The organism is Streptosporangium saharense, from assembly GCF_014203715.1.
Taxonomy (GTDB): domain Bacteria; phylum Actinomycetota; class Actinomycetes; order Streptosporangiales; family Streptosporangiaceae; genus Streptosporangium; species Streptosporangium saharense.
The window spans coordinates 75,407-93,677 of sequence record NZ_JACHJP010000004.1 but is presented as its reverse complement, the minus strand read 5'-3'; the positions used below and the strand labels follow the sequence as shown (position 1 = coordinate 93,677).

18 protein-coding genes, 2 tRNA genes and 1 pseudogene are annotated in these 18,271 nt (G+C 66.9%); 12 read left to right on the top strand and 9 right to left on the bottom strand.

The features are described 5' to 3' along the window. Positions 1-107: 107 nt before the first annotated feature. The 3 genes from FHS44_RS20015 to FHS44_RS20005 all read left to right on the top strand — a co-directional run bounded on the left by FHS44_RS20015 (position 108) and on the right by FHS44_RS20005 (position 2,448). Complete coding sequence (locus FHS44_RS20015; protein ID WP_184716874.1) at positions 108-1,217, top strand: ferritin-like domain-containing protein; 1,110 nt, start codon at positions 108-110, stop codon at positions 1,215-1,217. Positions 1,218-1,308: 91 nt separating this feature from the next. Beyond that, positions 1,309-2,007: an HAD family hydrolase gene (locus tag FHS44_RS20010; protein ID WP_312863738.1), complete on the top strand. Its 699-nt coding sequence runs from the start codon at positions 1,309-1,311 to the stop codon at positions 2,005-2,007. Further along, complete coding sequence (locus FHS44_RS20005; protein ID WP_184716870.1) at positions 2,008-2,448, top strand: NUDIX domain-containing protein; 441 nt, start codon at positions 2,008-2,010, stop codon at positions 2,446-2,448. It abuts the gene before it with no gap. Here the strand turns inward: FHS44_RS20005 and FHS44_RS20000 are convergent. The 3 genes from FHS44_RS20000 to FHS44_RS19990 form a co-directional block, all read right to left on the bottom strand. Beyond that, positions 2,423-3,490, bottom strand: a complete 1,068-nt coding sequence (locus tag FHS44_RS20000) for a polysaccharide deacetylase family protein (RefSeq protein ID WP_184716868.1) — start codon at positions 3,488-3,490, stop codon at positions 2,423-2,425. The genes FHS44_RS20005 and FHS44_RS20000 overlap by 26 nt on opposite strands. Before the next feature lie 117 nt (positions 3,491-3,607). Then, the gene (locus FHS44_RS19995; RefSeq protein ID WP_184716866.1) at positions 3,608-4,006 is read right to left on the bottom strand and encodes an ATP-binding protein; all 399 of its coding nucleotides are present in this window, start codon (positions 4,004-4,006) and stop codon (positions 3,608-3,610) included. 102 nt (positions 4,007-4,108) lie between these two features. Next, positions 4,109-4,489: an STAS domain-containing protein gene (locus FHS44_RS19990; RefSeq protein WP_184716864.1), complete on the bottom strand. Its 381-nt coding sequence runs from the start codon at positions 4,487-4,489 to the stop codon at positions 4,109-4,111. Between the two features lie 203 nt (positions 4,490-4,692). Between FHS44_RS19990 and FHS44_RS19985 the strand changes: the two are divergent. The 5 genes and pseudogenes from FHS44_RS19985 to FHS44_RS19970 form a co-directional block, all read left to right on the top strand. Further along, a pseudogene (locus tag FHS44_RS19985) lies at positions 4,693-4,989 on the top strand (GNAT family N-acetyltransferase); the annotation flags it as partial. A gap of 51 nt (positions 4,990-5,040) precedes the next feature. Further along, on the top strand, positions 5,041-6,732 hold the full coding sequence (locus tag FHS44_RS19980; RefSeq protein WP_184716860.1) for a pentapeptide repeat-containing protein: 1,692 nt from the start codon (positions 5,041-5,043) through the stop codon (positions 6,730-6,732). 332 nt (positions 6,733-7,064) lie between these two features. Beyond that, positions 7,065-7,184 carry a DLW-39 family protein gene (locus FHS44_RS41050; protein ID WP_013130296.1) on the top strand — a complete coding sequence of 40 codons (120 nt, stop codon included), beginning with the start codon at positions 7,065-7,067 and terminating at the stop codon, positions 7,182-7,184. A gap of 29 nt (positions 7,185-7,213) precedes the next feature. Continuing rightward, positions 7,214-7,954 carry an HAD-IA family hydrolase gene (locus FHS44_RS19975; RefSeq protein ID WP_184716858.1) on the top strand — a complete coding sequence of 247 codons (741 nt, stop codon included), beginning with the start codon at positions 7,214-7,216 and terminating at the stop codon, positions 7,952-7,954. A 105-nt stretch (positions 7,955-8,059) separates the two neighbouring features. Further along, positions 8,060-8,132: transfer RNA gene (locus FHS44_RS19970), tRNA-Ala, on the top strand. A gap of 59 nt (positions 8,133-8,191) precedes the next feature. On the opposite strand, the gene FHS44_RS19965 is transcribed toward FHS44_RS19970, so the two are convergent. From FHS44_RS19965 to FHS44_RS19945, 5 genes are all read right to left on the bottom strand, one after another. Then, positions 8,192-9,391: a tyrosine-type recombinase/integrase gene (locus FHS44_RS19965; RefSeq protein ID WP_184716856.1), complete on the bottom strand. Its 1,200-nt coding sequence runs from the start codon at positions 9,389-9,391 to the stop codon at positions 8,192-8,194. Then, positions 9,388-9,825 carry a hypothetical protein gene (locus tag FHS44_RS19960; protein WP_184716855.1) on the bottom strand — a complete coding sequence of 146 codons (438 nt, stop codon included), beginning with the start codon at positions 9,823-9,825 and terminating at the stop codon, positions 9,388-9,390. The genes FHS44_RS19965 and FHS44_RS19960 overlap by 4 nt, the downstream gene beginning before the upstream one ends. Beyond that, positions 9,825-10,040, bottom strand: coding sequence for a helix-turn-helix domain-containing protein (locus FHS44_RS19955; RefSeq protein ID WP_184716854.1), 216 nt, complete (start codon positions 10,038-10,040; stop codon positions 9,825-9,827). The genes FHS44_RS19960 and FHS44_RS19955 overlap by 1 nt, the downstream gene beginning before the upstream one ends. A 226-nt stretch (positions 10,041-10,266) precedes the next feature. Further along, entirely contained in the window at positions 10,267-10,704 is a 438-nt protein-coding gene (locus FHS44_RS41815) for an HNH endonuclease (protein ID WP_184716853.1), read from the bottom strand. After that, positions 10,701-11,735: a sigma-70 family RNA polymerase sigma factor gene (locus FHS44_RS19945; RefSeq protein ID WP_184716852.1), complete on the bottom strand. Its 1,035-nt coding sequence runs from the start codon at positions 11,733-11,735 to the stop codon at positions 10,701-10,703. Before FHS44_RS19945 ends, FHS44_RS41815 begins: the two co-directional genes overlap by 4 nt. Positions 11,736-11,954: 219 nt before the next feature. Between FHS44_RS19945 and FHS44_RS19940 the strand changes: the two genes are divergently transcribed. The 4 genes from FHS44_RS19940 to FHS44_RS19925 all read left to right on the top strand — a co-directional run bounded on the left by FHS44_RS19940 (position 11,955) and on the right by FHS44_RS19925 (position 16,732). After that, on the top strand, positions 11,955-12,794 hold the full coding sequence (locus FHS44_RS19940; protein ID WP_184716851.1) for a GntR family transcriptional regulator: 840 nt from the start codon (positions 11,955-11,957) through the stop codon (positions 12,792-12,794). Beyond that, a complete protein-coding gene (locus FHS44_RS19935) occupies positions 12,791-13,468 on the top strand; it encodes an HAD family hydrolase (RefSeq protein WP_184716850.1) in 678 nt (225 codons plus the stop codon). The genes FHS44_RS19940 and FHS44_RS19935 overlap by 4 nt, the downstream gene beginning before the upstream one ends. Positions 13,469-15,522: 2,054 nt before the next feature. Beyond that, a tRNA-Ala gene (locus FHS44_RS19930) sits at positions 15,523-15,599 on the top strand. 635 nt (positions 15,600-16,234) lie between these two features. Then, on the top strand, positions 16,235-16,732 hold the full coding sequence (locus tag FHS44_RS19925; RefSeq protein WP_184716848.1) for a hypothetical protein: 498 nt from the start codon (positions 16,235-16,237) through the stop codon (positions 16,730-16,732). 216 nt (positions 16,733-16,948) lie between these two features. Here FHS44_RS19925 and FHS44_RS19920 read toward each other — a convergent pair whose 3' ends face one another. Next, complete coding sequence (locus FHS44_RS19920) at positions 16,949-18,265, bottom strand: PLL family lectin (RefSeq protein WP_184716846.1); 1,317 nt, start codon at positions 18,263-18,265, stop codon at positions 16,949-16,951. Positions 18,266-18,271: the final 6 nt, after the last annotated feature.

Here is an 18,271-nt window from a genome sequence, read left to right as displayed (position 1 = left end):
GACCGGTTTCTCGCAGGTTGCGGACTTGCCCGACCGCCGTTGACACCCCAGGGGGCGCGTGAAACCGTTCCTACGGCGTACGTCCGCGTGCCCTGGAGGTAGTCACCGTGTCCACCCACCGGTTCTACACAACCCCCGTCGACGAGGTCACCTGGGACGTGCCGATGACCGGCGACGCCCGCTTCACCTGGGAGTACGACGAGGGCCGGGAGAAACTGCTGGCCCTGTACCAGAAGGGCAAGGACAAGCAGTGGGACTCGGTCAAACGCATCGACTGGGACATCGAGGTCGATCCCTACGACCCCCTCGGCATGCCCGACCAGTCGCTGGCCATCTACGGCACAAAACACTGGGAGAAGATGGGCGAGCGGGAGCGCAAGCAGGTGCGCCACCACGCCGCCACCTGGCAGTTCTCCCAGTTCCTGCACGGTGAGCAGGGCGCGATGATCACCGGCGCCAGGATCGTCGAGACCGTCCCCGACCTGGACGCCAAGCTCTACTCGGCCACCCAGACCATGGACGAGGCCAGGCACGTGGAGATCTTCACCCGCTTCCTGCACGAGAAGCTCGGGATGGTCTACCCGATCAACGGCAAGCTGCAGGACCTGCTGGGCGAGACGCTCGGCGACTCCCGCTGGGACATGCCCTACCTCGGCATGCAGGTCCTCATCGAGGGCCTGGCGCTGGCGGCCTTCGGCGTCATCCGCGACGTCAGCACCAAGCCGCTGCCCAAGCAGATCCTCGCCTACGTCATGCAGGACGAGGCCAGGCACGTCGCCTTCGGCCGCCTGGCGCTGCGCGACTACTACGCGCAGCTCTCGGCCGCCGAGCTGCGCGAGCGCGAGGACTTCGTCATCGAGGGCTGCTACCTGATGCGCGACCGCCTGCGCGGCGTGGAGATCTGGGAGAACTTCGGCATCCCCCGCGCCGAGGCCCAGGAGATGCTCAAGGACTCGCCGTACATCCGGATGTTCCAGAGCCTGCTGTTCAGCCGGATCGTCCCGTGCGTGAAGGACATCGGCCTGTGGAGCGACCGCATCCGCCAGGCCTACGACGACATGGGCGTGCTGGAGATGTCCAAGGGCGACCTCGACGCCCTCATGCGGCAGGACGAGGAGATCGCCGAACAGATCGAGGTCGAGCGCTTCGCCACCGAGGAGGCCGAACGCCGCCGAGAGGTCGACGAGGTCATCGCCGAGGCCGCCTCGTCCTCCTGAGTTTCTCGGGAGCGGCGAAAACCCTTTGCCCCCGTTTCAAACCCCCTGCTAGTTCTTGTACGGCATGCAGGACCCCGAACGAGGGAGAGCCGTGCCCCCGAGGTTCACCGGCCAGGTGCTCGTCTTCGACGCCGACGACACGCTCTGGGAGAACAACGTCCTTTTCGAGCGGGTCATCGACGACTTCCTCGACTGGCTTGAGCATCCGACCCTCGACAGGGCCGCGCTTCGGGCCGTCCTCAACGACATCGAGGCGGCCAACACCGCGGTCCACGGCTACGGCAGCAAGGTGTTCCTGCGCAGTCTCGGCGAGTGCTTCGAGCGGCTGAACGAGCGGCCCGTGACCGAGCGGGAGCGGCGCAGGATCGACGAGCTGGCGGTCGCGCTCGTCGAGCACCGGGTCGAGCTCGTCCCCGGCGTCGCCGAGACGCTCCTCGACCTCGGCGCCAGGCACCGGCTGCTCCTGCTCACCAAGGGCGACCCCAAGGAGCAACGCCGCAAACTGGACGCCTCCGAGCTGGCCCACCACTTCGACGGCGTCCACATCGTCCCGGAGAAGGACATCACGGCCTACCTGCGGCTGGCCGAGGAGCACACGCTGACGCCCACGAGCACCTGGATGATCGGGAACTCCCCCAAGTCAGACATCATCCCGGCCCGTCAGGCGGGGATGAACGCGGTCCTCATCCCCAACGCCAACACCTGGGTGCTCGAACAGGCGACCCTCGACCCCGGCGACGACCGGGTGCTCACGTTGCAGGCCTTCCCCGAGCTACTGGACCACTTTTAAATGGAAATTTCAGGACAGGCGCGCCGTACGCCCGCCGTGTCGTGTGTCTTTGTCTGCCACGACGGCGAGGGCCGGGTGCTGCTCGCCCGGCGCGGCGCGGGCGCGCGGGACGAGCCGGGCACCTGGGACTGCGGCGCCGGAGCCCTTGAGTACGGCGAGTCGTTCGAGGCGGCCGTCGCCCGCGAGGTCCGCGAGGAGTACACGGCGGACGCGCTCGACGTCGAGACGCTCGGCGTCCGCAACGTCGTCCGCCCCGAACTCGACTCCCACTGGGTGGCCGTCGTCTTCGCGGTCAGGGTCGATCCCACGAGGGTCGCGATCGGCGAGCCGCACAAGTTCGACCGGCTTGGCTGGTTCGACCCCGGCGACCTGCCGGAACCCCGTCACTCCCAGCTTCGGGAGACCCTCGCCCTGTTCAGTAGGCCAGGATCCTGTCGCTGAAGCGCTTGAGCGCGAAGGGCGACTTGAACTTCGGGAAGGCGACAGTGTTCACGTCGCCGTCGGAGGTGTAGCGCTCGTCGGGATGGGCCTGCAGCCAGTCGAGCCAGGCCGTCGAGCAGAACTTCGCGCAGTCGCCGGTCTTGTCCATCGAGCGGATCCTCGGGATGCCCACCGGGTCGAACTTCTTGCTGAAGGGCGACTCCGCGGGCGTGTACCCGGCCAGGAACACCCCGCCGTAGTCGTAGGTGACGCTCCCCGAGGTCCCCTTGAGCCCCCACGTCTTGGTGCTCGGCTGGTTGCCGTACGGCAGGGCGAGGGTGACGGGCTTGGAGGGGATCAGGTCCGTGATGAGCTTGTGCCCCGCGGCGATCTCGGAGGCCACCTGGTCCTCGGGCTTGCCCCGCAGGTTCTTGTGGTCGCGGGTGTGGTTGCCGATGTCGAAGCCCTTGTCGCGCAGCCACGTCAGCATCTCCGCGCCCTCCTCGGGCGACGCCTTGCCGAACATGTCACGCGTCACATACAGGGTTGCGACCGGCCTGAACCCCGGGTGCCGCTTGGCGACCTCCTCAAGGATCGCCACGGCGGTCCCCGGCTTGGGGACGCCCATCCCGTCCAGGTCGAACTGGGAGGGAGAGGAGTCGTCGAAGGTGAGCACGACCGGATGCTTGCCCGCGGGGATGTCGATGCGCCCGGTGACGTACTCGGCGGCCGTGACCGGGACGTAGTTCTCCTTGGCCAGCCGTTCCAGCTCGGTGCGGAACTGCTTGGGGGTGCGGTCGTCCTGGGTGCCGGGTTTCTCCACGATGCGGTGGTACATCAGGACGGGGATCTGCCCCAGCTCGTTGGCGCGGACCTGGGCCGCCGTCGCCGCCCTGGACTTGAGCTGGGCCGCCTTCCTCGCCGCGACCGCGGACGCCGAGGCCTTCGCCGCGGCGGCGACCGCCGCCGGGTCCTTCGCCTCGTCCTGTCCTGAGCACCCGGCGAGCGCGGCTCCCGTCGCCGCGGCCACCACAACGACGCCGATCACCCTCAGACGGCCCATCGAATCCCCCTCGCGCGCTGACGATGGCCAGGTGATCCCCCTGGGACGCGCGCGTCGATCCCCGCACGAGGCAAAGCTTCGACCGGGCTGCTGGGCTTTATTGGGATTTTTCGGGATTTATCGGGCGGGTACGGCGTCCAGGCTCATCCGCAGGCGCACCCGAGAACGGCCGTCACTGCGCCGGATGGTGAACTCGTCGCAGAGCTGGCTCATCAGCCACAGCCCGAAGCCCCGTACGGCGTCGGCCGGACGCCGGGGCGGCACGTCGCGCTGACTGAGCACGCCCGCGCTGTCGACGATGTCCACGGTGATGGCGGCCGTGTCGTGCCGTATGGTCACCGTGCCCTCGCCGCCGCCGTGTTCGAGCACGTTGATGACGGCCTCGTTGACGGCGATGAGCAGGTCGTCGAGGCGGTCGCCACGCAGGCCCGCCAGTGTCGCCCTGCGCAGGAGATGATCCCGCAGGGCACTGAGGTCCTCGTCGATGGGCCACTGCTGTCCCTGGTCGCCGGTCACGCCATCCCCCTCGACCTCGTCCTGTCCGGTGGTCGCCGAACCGGAGCCAGGGCGTCGCTGACGAGTTCCATGATGCTAGACATCTGCCCGGTCCTCGCCGACTTACGTCTCCAGCGGTGTCTGGCTCGTCATGGCCTCGACCGCCAGCGCGACGCTCGGCTGGACGCCGAAGGCCTCGGCGAGCCCGGTCAGGTGGAAGAGCCGTTTCAGCCGCTGGTGTGGATTGGCCAGCGCGATCCTGCGCCCACGGGCCTGGACGAGCCTGCGCACGCCGAGCAGGACCTGGATGCCGGTCGAGTCGCAGAAGGTCAGCTCCGTCAGGTCGATGACCAGGTCACGCGGCTCCGAGCCGACGGCCTCGTGCAGGTCGTGGCGGAACCGCTCGGCGTTGGTGTAGTCGAGCTCCCCGGCCAGGGCGACGAGAAGGATCACTTCTGGAGCGTCGTCGCCGGGGACGACGGTTACGTGGACGACCGTGGTCACGTGGCCACCTCTGCGGGCTGTCGGATCGGAGGCGTCCCACGGCCGTGACATGCGGGCGGACCGAGATCGCCGTGACGACCCCAGTTTACCGTTGACCGGAAATCCTGTTGGGTGCCTTTTAACCACGTGTTCACAGGCCGGGGAATGAATCCCCGCCCGGGGAAGGCTGACCGGTACGCCGCCACCCCCGGTGGCCCGACGAAGGAGGACCTCTCGTGCACGTCGACGTCAAGCTCTCACCCGAAGGCGATCTCTACGAGGCACTGGTGGACGGGAAACACGCGGGACAGTTGGAGTTCGTCCGGCGCGACGGCGTCATCGTCTACACCCACACCGAGGTCGAGGACGAGTTCGGCGGCAAGGGGGTGGGTGCCGTGCTCGTCCGTACGGCACTGGACGCCGCCCGCGCCGAGGGCGTCCAGGTGGTGCCGCGCTGCCCGTTCGTCGGGCAGTGGATCGAGCGTCACCCCGACTACGCCGACCTCGTGAAGGACGCCTGACCTCCCTTTCGGTAGGATCCGGGTGTTTCGGGGGAGATAGCGAGCGAAAAAATGCGGGTCCTTCTCCGCCTTCTCACCCCGATGGTGATCCTGGCGGCCGTGACGCAGGCGCCTGCGGCCTCCGCCGAGGCGCCGTGCAGGCCGGGCAGCGGCATCGACCTGTCCGGCAGGAACCTCACCACGGCCGCCCTGCCCGCCGACCTGACCTGCGCTGACCTGCACGGCGCGACCCTTGACGGCGTACGGCTGCGCACCGTCCTCACCCGGGCAGATCTCAGGGGCGCCTCCCTCAAGGGGACGGACCTGTCCACCGTGAACATGGCGGGCGCCGACCTGCGTGAGGCCGACCTCACCGAGGCGAACCTGCCCAACGCCGACCTCCGCGGCGCCGACCTGCGCGAGGCGACCCTCGACGACGCCATGCTCGCCTACTCCCACCTGGAGGGCGCCGACCTCACCGGGGTCAGCATGGTCAGGGCCAGGGTCTACAACGCCCAGTTCGACGGTGCCACGCTCACCGGCGCCGACCTGCGCGAGGCCGAGGCCCACTACGCGGACCTGCGCCGGGCCGACCTCACCGGGGTGAAGGCGGCGGACGCCAGCCTCTACAACGCGATCCTGATCGGCACCGTGTTCCACCGGGCCGACCTGACCAAGGCCGAGCTCTACTCGACCTCGGCCGACGGCGCGTCCTTCGAGGAAGCCGACGTCACCGAGGCCAACTTCCGCGACGCGAACGGCCTCGACCTCGCGGGCAGCAAGGGAGTCCCCACCGAACTGCCCGTCCCGAGCGCGAACTGCGAGCCAGGCAGCGGCCAGCGGTACGCGGGCCGGGACCTCACCGGCGTCAGGGACTTCCCCGACGACCTGAGCTGCGCCGACCTGACCGGCGCCCGTCTCGACGGCCTGAACCTGAGTTCCGTACGGCTCGACCGCGCGATCCTGCGCAGGGCGTCGCTGTCCGGCACCAGGCTCCGCTCCCTCAGGGGCGCCGACCTGCGCGAGGCCCGTCTCACCGGCGCCGAACTGGGCAGCGGGGACCTGACCGGCGCCAACCTCGGCTCCGCCGTACTGGCCAGGGCGAACCTCAGCAGTGCCGACCTCAGGGGCGCCTCCCTCGTGGGAGCCGACCTGCGCGACGCCCGCCTCGGCAGCGCCAAGGGAGACCGGGCCGACTTCACCCGGGCCAGGATGGAGCACGCGAACCTCAGCAGCGGCCAGTACTTCGACGCCGTGTTCCGCGACGCCGTACTCGTCGGGGCGAACCTGTCCTTCACCCACCTCAAGGGCGCGACCTTCCAGGGCGCGGACGTCACCGACATGGAGACGGTCAACGTCGACGACGCCGACCTGTCGGGCTCGACGAGCCGGATGCCGGTCGGCTGGATCGTCGTCCTGTGGCTGCTCGGCCTGGCCGCCGCCGCCCTGCTTGCCCGTGTGGCGCGCGGGATGGTACGGCGGGGGCGGGCAGCTGTACGGGAACGGGCTCGGTTCGAGGAGGCCAGGCGGGGGGTCGAGGAGGAGGTGACCTCGCTCGGCGAGGAGATCGACCTGCTGGACAGGGCGGGGGCCGACGCCGAGGCGGCCGACTGGCACGAGGCGCTCGACGCCTACGACGCGGCGAAGGCGGCGCTGGTGACGGCGGGGGACGAGGCAGGGTTGAAGGCGGTCAGGGACATCGTGCACCGGGGGCGCGACGCGCTGACCAGGCCCAGGACGAAGGGGCGCCGGGAGCGGCTCTGAAGCCCCGTATGTCCACCCCCAAAATAAGCATATTTGCTGATCAGGCTGGCTTTGTGGGGGTTCATCCTTAGGTGGGGGCGCCGCCGGGCGTTTCCGGGGGTTATGGTGAAGCGGGAACGGCCGTGAGGCCCGACTCGTCGCGTATTGCGGCCGTTTGGATGCGAGCCGTACGGCGTGATGCTTAGAATCACCCGGTTGATGGTGATTGGCCGCTTCGGCTTGTCGCCCAGACCGGATCATGGCCCGATCCCTTGCTAGGCTGCAGGGAAAACGTTGGAACCGGGCGTTGTCTCACCCCGGCAGGTGAGACCGTCAAGAAGTGGGGTCACACCGTGAAGAAGCTGCTCGTTCTCGCGCTCGTCGCGCTTGGGGGACTGCTGATCTGGCGCAAGGTGCAGGCGGACCGCGCCGAGCTCGACCTGTGGACTGAGGCCACAGGCAGCGAGAACTGAACAACGCGGCTACCGATTCGGGTGCTTTCATGGTCCTTGCCCAAGGTGGGGGAACGCTCCCCATCAGGCTCGTCTGTCTGGATCTGGCGGGCACCACGATCGGTGATATCGCCATGGTCGAACGGGCGTTCGCCGAGGCGATCGCCACACAGGGAATCGTGCCCGGGACCGGCGCGTACGCACGTGCCATGGTGCACGTACACCGGTCCCGGGGCCGCTCCACGCTCGACGTCTTCCGGGGCATCTTCCCCGACAACGAAGCCCAGGCCCAGGCGGCCAATCTGACCTTCGAGCGCTCCTACGAGGGCGCCATCGGCCGTTCCGGCCTCGTCCCCTCCGACGGCATCGTCGAGACGCTGGACACCCTCCGCGACGGCGACGTCAAGGTCTGCCTCACCACCGGGTTCAGCCGCTCCCTGATCGGCCGGGTGCTGGCCGACCTGAGCTGGTCCGACCGGTTCGACCTCGTGCTCTGCCCCGAGGACGTCGGCCGTGGCCGCCCGATGCCCGACATGGTGCTCAGCGCGCTCCTGCGGCTGCGCGTCCAGGACGTCCGCCAGGTCGCGGTGGCCGGAGACTCGGAGAACGACATGCTCTGTGGCCGACGCGCCGGAGCCTCGGTCGTCGCCGGGATCATGACCGGCGCCCACAGTAGGGAACGCCTCCTCAAGGGCGGCGCCACCCACATCCTGGACTCCGTCAGGGACCTCCCCTCCCTGGTCCTGACCGACCGCCCCGCCGAGACCCCCGTGGGCGCCTCCGCCCTCTGATCTCCTTGACCCGTGGCCCACGGGTCAAGTGGCGAGGGAGGGCGTCCAGTTGCTACCGTGTACGCCTGAAGCAGGTCACACGTGCCGATCGGCGACCTGATCTCGGGGGCCTTAGCTCAGTTGGCAGAGCGCCTGCTTTGCAAGCAGGATGTCAGGAGTTCGAATCTCCTAGGCTCCACCTGCGGAAACGCCCCGTTACCAGTCAAGGTAACGGGGCGTGAGTGACTAAATGAGCGACTAAGCCTCAGATTCCTCCCTGAAAATGTCGTCCATCGCGACCGCCCCCTCTTGCATGACCGGCCGGATCTGCTGCCGGTAGACCGTCTCTGTCACCACCGTGTTGGTATGGCCGACGAGACGAGAGATGCTCTCGATGGACATCCCGGAGTCCGACAGCAGCGAGACGAAGCTGTGCCGCATCTCGCGCGGCGTCCACTCCTCCGCGACCAATCCCGCGTTCGTCAGGACCTTCCGGAAGTCGCGCCGGACGTTCCCCGCGCTGAGCGGAGTCCCGTTCCTGGTGCAGAACACCAGGTCTTTGCCCAGCCGCCCGGCCTCCTCAGCGGACACCCGGTCATCCTCGCTCTCGTCCCAAAGCTGCCGCAGCACGTCCACGCAACGCTGGGGGAGCTTGAGGGTGCGGCGCGACTTCTCGGTCTTGGTGTCACCGCCCTTCCGTACAGATCGCCACACGTAGACGGCGAAGTCGGTGTGCTCCCATCCCGCCTGAGGGACCGGTATCCACGCCTTGCGCGTCTCGTCGAACGCCACCAGGAAAGGCCAAGCCAGCTCTCGAAGTTCCTCAGTACGAGCGCCGGTCAGCAGCGACAAGACGATGTAGGCGCGTATCCGCACCGACGAAGCCTCCGCCGTGGCGAGAACGGCTTCGGCCTGGGCCAGCGTGAGGGCCTTGGACTTCCGTCCTTCCCGCCCCTCGGGGACCTCACAGAGATCCACGACGTTGCGCTTCACCTTGTCGCGCTTCATGGCGTTCTTCAGCGACCGGTTCAGGATGCCGTGGATCATCTTCAACGAGCGCGTGCTGAGGGTCGCGGCCTTGACCGCCAACCACTTGTCGACGTCCTCCACCGACAGCTTCCGCAGCCTCTGGGCGCCCAGCGCGGAAATCACATGCTGTTCGGCGAAGTCGGTGTACAGCGCCACCGTCCGGGCGCTACGGCCCTTCAAGCCGTGAGCGAGCCAGTACCGCACAGCTTCGGCCACCGTGTAGTTGCCAGGCGCGACGGCAAGGCCGTCCTCGTGGTCGCGGAGTACTTCCTTGAGCTTGGCTTTCGCCTCGGTCTTGGTCTTGCCGCTTCCGCGCTTGGTGATGCGCTTGCCGTCCGGCCTGTAGCCGAGACTGGCCGTGGCGATCCAGCGCTGGCGGCGTTCGTCCCAGTGCAGGCCGCCGTCCCCGCGGCTGCGTCGTTTGGTCATCGCGGCCCCCAGTAGCGGTAGCGGGTGACGGTGCGGCCGTTGGCGTTGATGGTCGTCGGGAGACAGCATCCGGTCTTGAGGAGCACGTTTAGGGTCTCGTCGATGGTGGTGGTGTCGAGATGGTCGCAGAACAGCTCGCACACCTCGTCACGGCTCAGGCCCCGGTCTCCGGCGTGGCGGATCGCGTGACGAATCACGCCGTAGGCGGTCTCGGTGTCGGTGAGCGGGGCCGTGTAGTCGGGGAGCTGGTCCAGCCATCGGTCGTAGGCCAGGCGGCTGATGCGGACCTGCCCGTCGGGGAAGATGACCCCGGACGGGGCCTGGCCGGTGCTCTCCCATTCCCGCCAGTCGTGTTCGGGGATGTCGAGGTCGGTGAGGATGTCGGGGATGGTCAGCCAGTCGAACGGGTCGCGGTCGTTGTCGGTGGTGGTCATCAGGCGGCCTGTGCCTCTCGTTCGAGCAGGGCGATGTAGTCGCGGATGGCGGATGGCGGGATGCGTCGGGCGCGGCCCTCGTGGACCGAGCGCAGCCGTCCGGCGCGTAGCTGTTGGTAGATGACGGTGCGGCTGAGTTTGAGCAGTCGCATGGCGTCGGTGACGCGGTACAGCTCAAGGTCGTTGAGCGGGGCTTCCGTCGTGGGGACGGTCATGACGGGTGTGCCTCCTTCGGTGAGGTCTGGGTGAGGTCGCGGCCCCGGGCGCCGTTGTGGCCGGCACATTCCGGGGCTACCTCTCGGGCAGCGGAAGGACACGGGAGAACCGGACGGGCAGAGTGGCGCCCGGGTGCGGGGGCTACTGGGGGCTACTGGGCTGGAGTACAGGGCGAACGCGCCGGGTGCGCCCCCCAGGAGTAGGGGGCGCATCGGGCGCCGGGTTTCAGCGCCGGGTGGTCCAGCCGAGCAGCAGCAGTGCGGGAAGCACGGTCAGGGCCACGCCGAGCGGCCCCGGTCGGTGCCGTCGCGGGGAGTCCTCCACGCCCTCCTCCATGGCTCCTCCGCCCCTCCTCCATCGCAGGTCACCCAAGGGGCGGGTCAGCAGGGCGGTGGTGCGGTGGCGCAGGCCGGGGCGGAAGCCGCGTGAGCGCAGGAACTCGGCCGGGGCCTGGTGGCCTTTGGCGATGTTGCAGGGCTCGCAGGCCAGCACCAGGTTCGCGCGCACCCAGGTTCCGCCGTAGTAGACGGGCACCAGGTGATCGAGGGTGGCGTCCCGGTCGGGGTGGCGGAAGCGGTGGGCGCAGTAGAAACAGCGGGCTCCGTCGCGTTCGGCGAGCTGGCGGCGGAGCTGCTGGCGGCGGCGCGCGTTGGGCTTGGTCACGCGGCCACCGCCAGCGACTCGCCGGAGCGCTCGGCCTCGGCACGCAGGCCCGCGATGCCGCCGAAGTAGTGGTTGATACAGGCGGGGTCGACACCGGCTCGGCGGGCCACCTCGGGACCGGTGAAGGTTCCCTTCTCGGTGAACAGCTCACGGGCCGCGTTGAGCAGGTCGAGCCGGACCTGACCCTTGGCGCGCTTCCTGCGCGGCGGCACGGGCGCGGGGGCTTCCTGGGTGGGGTTGAGCAGGTGCCTTGCCTGAGCGATCAGATCTCCGACGCTGTCGAAGTAGTGGGCGATGATGGTAGGTCCCCGGCCGATACGAGCGGTGATCTCGGGGCCGGTGCAGGTTCCTTTCTCGGTGAGCAGTTCGCAGGCGGAGGTCAGCAGGGCACGCCGAACCTCGCTGTTGGAGCCCCGGGGGCGGGCGGAGACGGGTCCGGCGGGGCCGGGGGTCGGCTTGCCGAGCATGCGCAGCGCCTTGCGGACCAGCCAGTTGATCTGCGCTTCGGTTCGCTGCATGATCCGCGCTGTGACCGGAATGGACAGACCTTCCAGGTAGCGCAGTTCGATGGCCTGCCGCTCGTCGGCGGGCAGAGCGTCGAGGATGGCGCGAATGGTCTGCGGCAGCTCAGCGTCGGGCGTGATGATGGGGGCGGCGGCCTGTCGCGTCTCCTCCCGCAAGTAGCGGGCGCTCTCGTCCACCGACCCCGCGTGTGCCTGCCGAGCGCACCAGTAGCGCCGGAAGTACTGGAACAGGACGTTGCCCGCAGGGACGTGGTAGAGCCACCGGCGGAACGGGTCGCTGTCGTAGTCGGCCTCGCGGAAGGTGGGCAGCAGGGCGAGGGCCTCAGTGAAGATCTCCTGAACCAGGTCTTCGCGGTCGGCCGCGAACTCCTGCCTCGTCTTGTTGAACACGTAGCCGGTGACCCTGTCGAGGTATCGGCGGTAGAGCGTCGCGAACGCCTCGCGGTCTCCCGCCAGGTACTCCTTGACCAGCGTCTCATCGCTGATCTCGGGGCCGGTTTCGGGCATGAAGGTACTCTGAACGTACATCGAAAGGTCTCCCAACTGATCGATGTGCCGGGGTGCGGACGGTTTGGCGACTGGGCCGCACTCCGGCTGTTTGCATTCGCTTGCCCAGCATGGCTGGCCAAGCTGGGCAAGCACTATGCTGACTGTCCTGGCTAGCCATGTCAAGGCGCTTGGCCAACTTGGCTGGGAATGTTGTTCAGGTGGCAGTAGGCTTGCGGTATGGAACTTGATCCGGATGACCCGCGCCCGCCGTACTTGCAGGTAGCCCATCAATTGAGGGCCGCGATCCTGACTCGAAAGTTCACTCCCGGGGAGAAGCTTCCTTCCGGCCCAGAATTGGCCAAGAACTTCGGTGTGGCCCGCATGACCGTGCAGCAGGCCATTCGACAACTTCGCGATGAAGGCCTGGTGGTCTCTCGCCAGGGAAGCGGCGTTTTCGTGCGCGAACGCACTGCGCGTCCGGTCGGGCTGCGTCCGCACATTGAGCAGGCGTTTAAGAAGCCCGATGTCACGATCGAGTTCGCGGGATTCTCGGGAGAGACTCTGCACGGTGCGATTCAGGAACCACTTGACGGCATCCGAGCGGGAAAGCTGATCCCTGACAGCATCACCATTCGCATGCTGGTACCGGATACGGAACGCCCATGGTCGTTGCCCTGCCGTGTGGACAGCTTGGAAGACGAACCGCTAATCCGTAAGCGCATGGACCGGATCTCATCTCGGCATGCTCAGGCGATCGTGGAATCTGTCCAAGAGCTACGGGACCTTGGGTTGGTTAAGGCAGCCTCGGCAGAGATCCGTGTCCACGGAGAACCGCCACGCTTCAAGCTCTACGTACTCAACGCTGAAGAGGCATTCTTCGGCTTCTATCCGATCTCAGAGCACACGGTCGCTCTCGGCGGAGCGCCCATCCCGATTTTCGATTTGGGCGGCAAGGATGCCGAGCTATTCCACTTCGCTGTGAGCGATGGGGAGGATTCCACCTCAGGTCAGTTTGTCCGCCAGTCCCGGGCATGGTTTGACAACGTATGGAACACCGTAGGGCGAGAAGTCTCATGACCGCGCGGACGGCCGCGCATGCCGTACGGCATGCGCGGCACCTCCTGCTCGACTTCGACGGGCCTATCTGCGACATCTTTGCCGGGCTGCCAGCGCCTGAAGTGGCCGCCTCACTCCGCGAACTACTCGCTGCCTCAGGGGTAGATCTACCCCTGAGCATACGAGAGCAGGATGACCCGATGGAGGTCTTTCGTTTCAGCGCGGGACTCGGTAAAGGCCTGAACCATGCGGTTCTGAAAGCGCTGACAAAGTGGGAGATGAAGGCAACGGAAACCTCTCGCCCGACGCCGGGGGCCGTCGAACTCATCCGCCAGGCGCGTCACGCAGGTAGGTCGGTGACCATCGTGAGTAATAACTCGGTTGATGCTGTCACTGCCTACCTGACCCGACATGATCTCCTGATGGATGTGGACCATATCTCGGCGCGGGCAGATGCCGATCCCGAGTTGATGAAACCTCACCCTCATCTCGTACAGCAGGCGCTTGCATGGCTCGGTGCTATTCCGTCAGAGAGCGTTTTGATTGGGGACTCGGAGAGCGACATGGAGGTATGCAAGCGGACGGGTGTAGTGGCTGTGGGGTACGCCAATAAGCCAGGTAAGGTTGAGCGCTTGAAGCAAGCTGGGGCCGACTACGTGGTAACCACAATTCATGACCTTCTCGGAGCTTCCTAGAGATCGGCGCTTCGCGCGTCTTCTGGGCGCGTTGCGCCGGGGACACGCGCCGTCGTTGCTTGCGGGCCGCCCAGCTCCTCCTGCCCGAGCCGCTCTCCCGATGACTGCCCGGGGCCGGTCTACAGGGTCCGTCTCTGCTGCTGTTGTGGGGAGGGCCGAACTATCTCGGCAAGTCGGCAAGTCGGCAAAAGTGCCTCTGACCTGGGGCGATGCTTGCCGAGATAGAAGTTGTCGGGTGAACTCATCTCGGCAAACGTGGGCTATCTCGGCAACGGGTGCCGACTTGCCGAGATAGGTGGTTGCCGGTCTCTGCTATCTCGGCAGACGTTTTGGCTGGTAGAGCGGCTGTTTGCCGACTTGCCGACTTGCCGAGATGGTTCGGCGTTCTCTTCCCGACGTCCGGCCGTGCGAGGGGTCGGTGAGGTTCGGTCGTGCGGCTGTTGTGGGGAGGGCTGAAACATCTTTGTATCTCTGCAACCCTGCAAAGGTGGCTGTGACCTGGGGAAACACGTGCAGAGATGACAAGGCTTCGGTCTGGTCCATCTCTGCACGACCGGGCTATCTCTGCACTCGGCGCAGGGTTGCAGAGATGCATGGTCCTTGACCTGGTTCATCTCTGCAGACGTTTGTGCTGGTAGAGGGCCGGTTTGCAGGGTTGCAGAGATGCCTAAATGTTTCAGCGTCCTGTCTCGCCGTCTCGCCGTCTCGCCGTCTCGCCGTCTCGCCGTCTCGCCGTCTCGCCGTTCGGTCGTGTGGCGGGTCGGCGGGAGGTTCGGTCGTGACGCTGTTGTGGAGAGGGCTGAACCATCTCCGCAACTCCGCAAAAGGGCCTCTGACCTGGGGAAACGAGTGCGGAGATAGAAAATTTTGGAGTGACTCCATCTCCGCAAACGGCCTCTATCTCCGCAGGAAGTGCGGAGTTGCGGAGATAGAACTCCGCAGCCGGTCTCTATCTCCGCAAGCGTTTGTGCTGGTAGAGGGGCTGTTTGCGGAGTTGCGGAGTTGCGGAGATGGTTCAGCGTTCTTCCCCGGTTCCGAGCGTTCAGCACCGCCGCATCCCGTCGCGTTCGGCCGGGGACGACGCCTGACCTGACCCCCTCACGGTGATTCGTCGAGGCTGACCACGACGGATCATGACGACCCCGAAACCACGGCACGGACCTCCCTCTCGCCGTGGTGCTGAGGATGGACCAGGCGCTCCCGCCGCATCGGAGAACCGGCCAGGGCCGACCGCAGGGCGCCCCGGGGGTGAGTTAAGTCCATCAGAGGGCAGTTAAGTTTCTAACTCGACCCCGATCGGCGCCTTAACCCGGGCTGACGTGCAGAAAGTCAGCAAAGTTAGCCGGTTAACCGGGTTAAGTGACCCTTCCGGTAACCCTCACGACGCCCTCAGCGAAGCTCAGGGCGGGACCGTCCGGCTTAACTTAACTTCTCGCCCTTACCGGGAGTCGTCTCCTGGCCGTCCGAGCGAACCGGCACGGCCCTGACGCGGGCCGGGCAGTGCGCCGGCGCGCGAGCCGACGCAGGGTCTTCCTTCCGGCGCGAAGCGCCCAGAAGACGCGCGAAGCGCCGGTCAACACCGTCTCCGGAAGCAGGGAGGCGACCAGGGAGCACACGGGGAGGCAGGGAGAAGTCCCTGACCGCCTCCCTCGCGGAGATTTACGCTCTGAGCAGCGCAGAAGCCGCCTCAGGGAGGCAGGGAGGCGCCCACCCACGACCACGGCCACACCCCCGGGAAGTCATCTCACGGGCCATCCGGGTGCCTCCCTCCCTGCGGGGCCGCCACTGCTCTGGCTCACTCCAACCGAATGATTTCGTGGCCTCTGGGCGATAGAGTCGCAGGTGAACGAGTATGCTCCCCGCGCACGCGGGGATGGTCCGTACGGCGCTGAGTACGTGCTCGGCCAGCAGAAATGCTCCCCGCGCACGCGGGGATTGCTGGTGGCGGTAAGTGCGGCTCGCATGAGGTTCTGCGCGTCTAACTGCGCGACAACGCCGGAGTACTCACCCGGACGCCCACGGACGTCCATGGACGTCTTGCCCCTGGTCAACGAGGAACTTGGGCCGCCCCACCTTTGGCGATTCCTGCTTTGCAAGCAGGATGTCAGGAGTTCGAATCTCCTAGGCTCCACCCGCGAAAACGCCCCGTTACCAGTCAAGATAACGGGGCGTGAGTGACTAAGCCTCCGCGACCGCCCTTTCTTGAATGACCGGCCGGATCTGCTGTCGACAGACCGTCTCCTGTTGGTATGGCCGACATCCCGGAGTCCCGTTCCTGGTGCGGAACACCAGGTCCTTGCCCGTACCCGGCACCGTCAGGTCAGGAGCGCTGAAACAGAGCGGGGTGTGGATGAGCAACTTCCGACGGCGCCCCGGCGCGAAGTGCCGGAATCCTCGGACGCCGCCTTGTTCGTCGCCGACCACTGGGCCCGATCAACCTACTGACAGGGCAACGCCGGTAGGTGTTCGATAAAGCTGGGAAGTGTCATCAATTGAAAGCTGGAAACGGATATGCCGGAATCCGGACCGAGAGAGTCCAGTGAATCCCGCAAGGAAGAGTTACGCGAGTCCGCTGACCAAGCAGACGGGAACGACAGTGCGCCGGGAGATTCCACGGATCCTGACCCCGCCAGGTCGGTAGCTCCCCGCCAGAATGAGCGAATAGACCTCTCCGAAACAGGCGAAGCCTCCGAGACACCTCACCCCGGTGACATCCCTTCCGGAAACAGGCAGCGCATCTCCTGGTCCCTTTTCCTGGGCCAGAACGTGGGTGAGCGCGCAGGAGTCATCGCCGCGGTCACCGGCTTGCTGGCGTTGGTGGTGAGCCTGCTGGCGTGGCTGCTTCCCCAGGGCGACGGCAAGAGCAGCGATGTGCCGGAGCAGTACCTCGGCACCTGGAGAGGGCAGATCACAATGACCTTCCCCGACCCCACCAGGCAGGAAAAAGCGACGGGAACTGACGAGATAACGATAAAGCAGGGCAGCGTCGGCGACACCATCGCAGACCAGCGCGCCCTCGACTGGGGGCAGGAGGTTGGCTGCTCACGTAGCTGGCAGCTCGCCGAGGTCAACAGCGACCACCTTGTTCTGAAGGCCGGAGCCACCGGCGCCCCGGCCAACGCGCCACCGGGACAGATCTGCCTGGCGGATCTGACAATGAGCGTCCGGCTGAACGGTCAGGCAGGAATCGAGATCCTGGCGAACTACAACGTCCTCGGAACGGTCACGGGGGCGTTCAGCGGTTCTCTGGCACGACAGAGCTGAACGTAGCCGCGCGACCGGCGGCCGGATTCGCCCCCGTGAGGGGCGGCTTCGAGCCGCCGCCGGCGGACCGGATCGGCAACGACTGGACCCTCCGTCTGACGGCCCTGGTCAACAAAGAACGTGGGCCGCCCCACCTCTGGCGATTCCTGCTTCGCAAGCAGGATGTCAGGAGTTCGAATCTCCCGGGCTCCACCCAGGACCGTTCACGAGGCGGTTCTATCCATGGCCGCGGTGGACGCAGAAGAGCTGGTCTTCGGTGCCGTAGGGGTCACGGTAGGAGACGATGGCGGGGCCTTGGGCGCTCAGGTGGCCGGGCAGCCGGGTGTCGGGGCTCCAGCTAATGCCGTTGAAGCTGGTCCACCACAGGCTCTGGTCGCCGGAGCCGCGGTGCACGCAGTACAGCCTGTTGTTGAAGACGGTCAGGGCGGGGCCCTCCGCGCTCCGGTGGGCGGGCATCCGCTGGGCGTTGCTCCAGCGCGTGCCGTCGAAACTGGTCCACCACAGGAAGTGGTCGGAGCCGCCGCCGCGGAACACGCAGTACAGCCTGTTGTTGAAGACGGCCAGGGCGGGGTTGGAGGCCGTGAAGTGGCTGCCGAACAGCTGGTCGTTGCTCCAACTGGTGCCGTTGAAGCGGGTCCACCACATCTGGTCGTTGCTGGCGTCCCGGTAGGCGCAGTACAGCATGCCGTTGAAGGTCGCCAGGGCCGGGCCTCGGCTGGACCCGCCGTTCATGCGGGTGTCGGGGCTCCAGCGGTTGCCGTCGAAGCGGGTCCACCACAGGCGCTGGTCGTTGCCGCCGCCGCGGTGCACGCAGTACAGCTGGTTGTTGTAGGCGGCCAGCGCGGGGCCGTCGGCGCTGCGATGGGCGGGGAAGGCGACGTTGTCGCTCCAACCCTCGTTGCTGCCGGGGTCGTAGGCGGTCCACCAGAGCGATTCGTCCCGGTCCCCGCGGTGCACGGCGTACAGTCGGCCGCGGAACTCCGCCAGCGCCGGGTTGGACCTGGACAGGTGGTTGGGGAACCTCTCGTTGTCGCTCCAGTTGTGGGAGGTGTTCATGGCCGTCCACCACAGCGAGGTGTCCTGCCGGGGGGCCAGAGAGAGGGGCAGGAGCATCCCCGGGGCGAACCAGGGCGACACCAGCCGACAACCGTGGTGCCTGCCGACGGCCTGGATGACAAGAGCACGGATCCTGAAGGAGAGCTCGACCAGCGCGCCGATCGGCCTGGGAAGGACGGCCCCGGCGATCTCCCCTACCAGCTCCGAGATCTCGGCGGCGACCTGGGCGGCCGCGGCGTTGAGGACGATCTCGAAGCCCCACCACCTCGCGACGGGGTACACCTCCCAGCCGTTGGCGTTCAGTTGCGTCTCGGCCTCGCGAGCCTTGACCTGGTCGGCGAGGGGGAGTTGGCCGGTCTGCTCCTCGAACTCTCTGCGGGCCTTGTCCAGATACTCCCGGGAGATCCGTTGCGCCTCCTCGTGGGAGACGGAGTATGGGATGTCCTCTTGGTCCTGACTGGTGTTTTCATCGGGCATGCGATC

What these genes read in the sequence shown, in the direction of transcription:
- FHS44_RS20005 (WP_184716870.1), top strand. Translation starts at nt 2,008, where the DNA reads ATGGAAATTTCAGGACAGGCGCGCCGTACGCCCGCCGTGTCGTGTGTC.
- FHS44_RS20000 (WP_184716868.1), bottom strand. Translation starts at nt 3,490, where the DNA reads ATGGGCCGTCTGAGGGTGATCGGCGTCGTTGTGGTGGCCGCGGCGACG.
- FHS44_RS19980 (WP_184716860.1), top strand. Translation starts at nt 5,041, where the DNA reads ATGCGGGTCCTTCTCCGCCTTCTCACCCCGATGGTGATCCTGGCGGCC.
- FHS44_RS19975 (WP_184716858.1), top strand. Translation starts at nt 7,214, where the DNA reads ATGGTCCTTGCCCAAGGTGGGGGAACGCTCCCCATCAGGCTCGTCTGT.
- FHS44_RS19965 (WP_184716856.1), bottom strand. Translation starts at nt 9,391, where the DNA reads ATGACCAAACGACGCAGCCGCGGGGACGGCGGCCTGCACTGGGACGAA.
- FHS44_RS19960 (WP_184716855.1), bottom strand. Translation starts at nt 9,825, where the DNA reads ATGACCACCACCGACAACGACCGCGACCCGTTCGACTGGCTGACCATC.
- FHS44_RS19955 (WP_184716854.1), bottom strand. Translation starts at nt 10,040, where the DNA reads ATGACCGTCCCCACGACGGAAGCCCCGCTCAACGACCTTGAGCTGTAC.
- FHS44_RS19945 (WP_184716852.1), bottom strand. Translation starts at nt 11,735, where the DNA reads ATGCCCGAAACCGGCCCCGAGATCAGCGATGAGACGCTGGTCAAGGAG.
- FHS44_RS19940 (WP_184716851.1), top strand. Translation starts at nt 11,955, where the DNA reads ATGGAACTTGATCCGGATGACCCGCGCCCGCCGTACTTGCAGGTAGCC.
- FHS44_RS19935 (WP_184716850.1), top strand. Translation starts at nt 12,791, where the DNA reads ATGACCGCGCGGACGGCCGCGCATGCCGTACGGCATGCGCGGCACCTC.
- FHS44_RS19920 (WP_184716846.1), bottom strand. Translation starts at nt 18,265, where the DNA reads ATGCCCGATGAAAACACCAGTCAGGACCAAGAGGACATCCCATACTCC.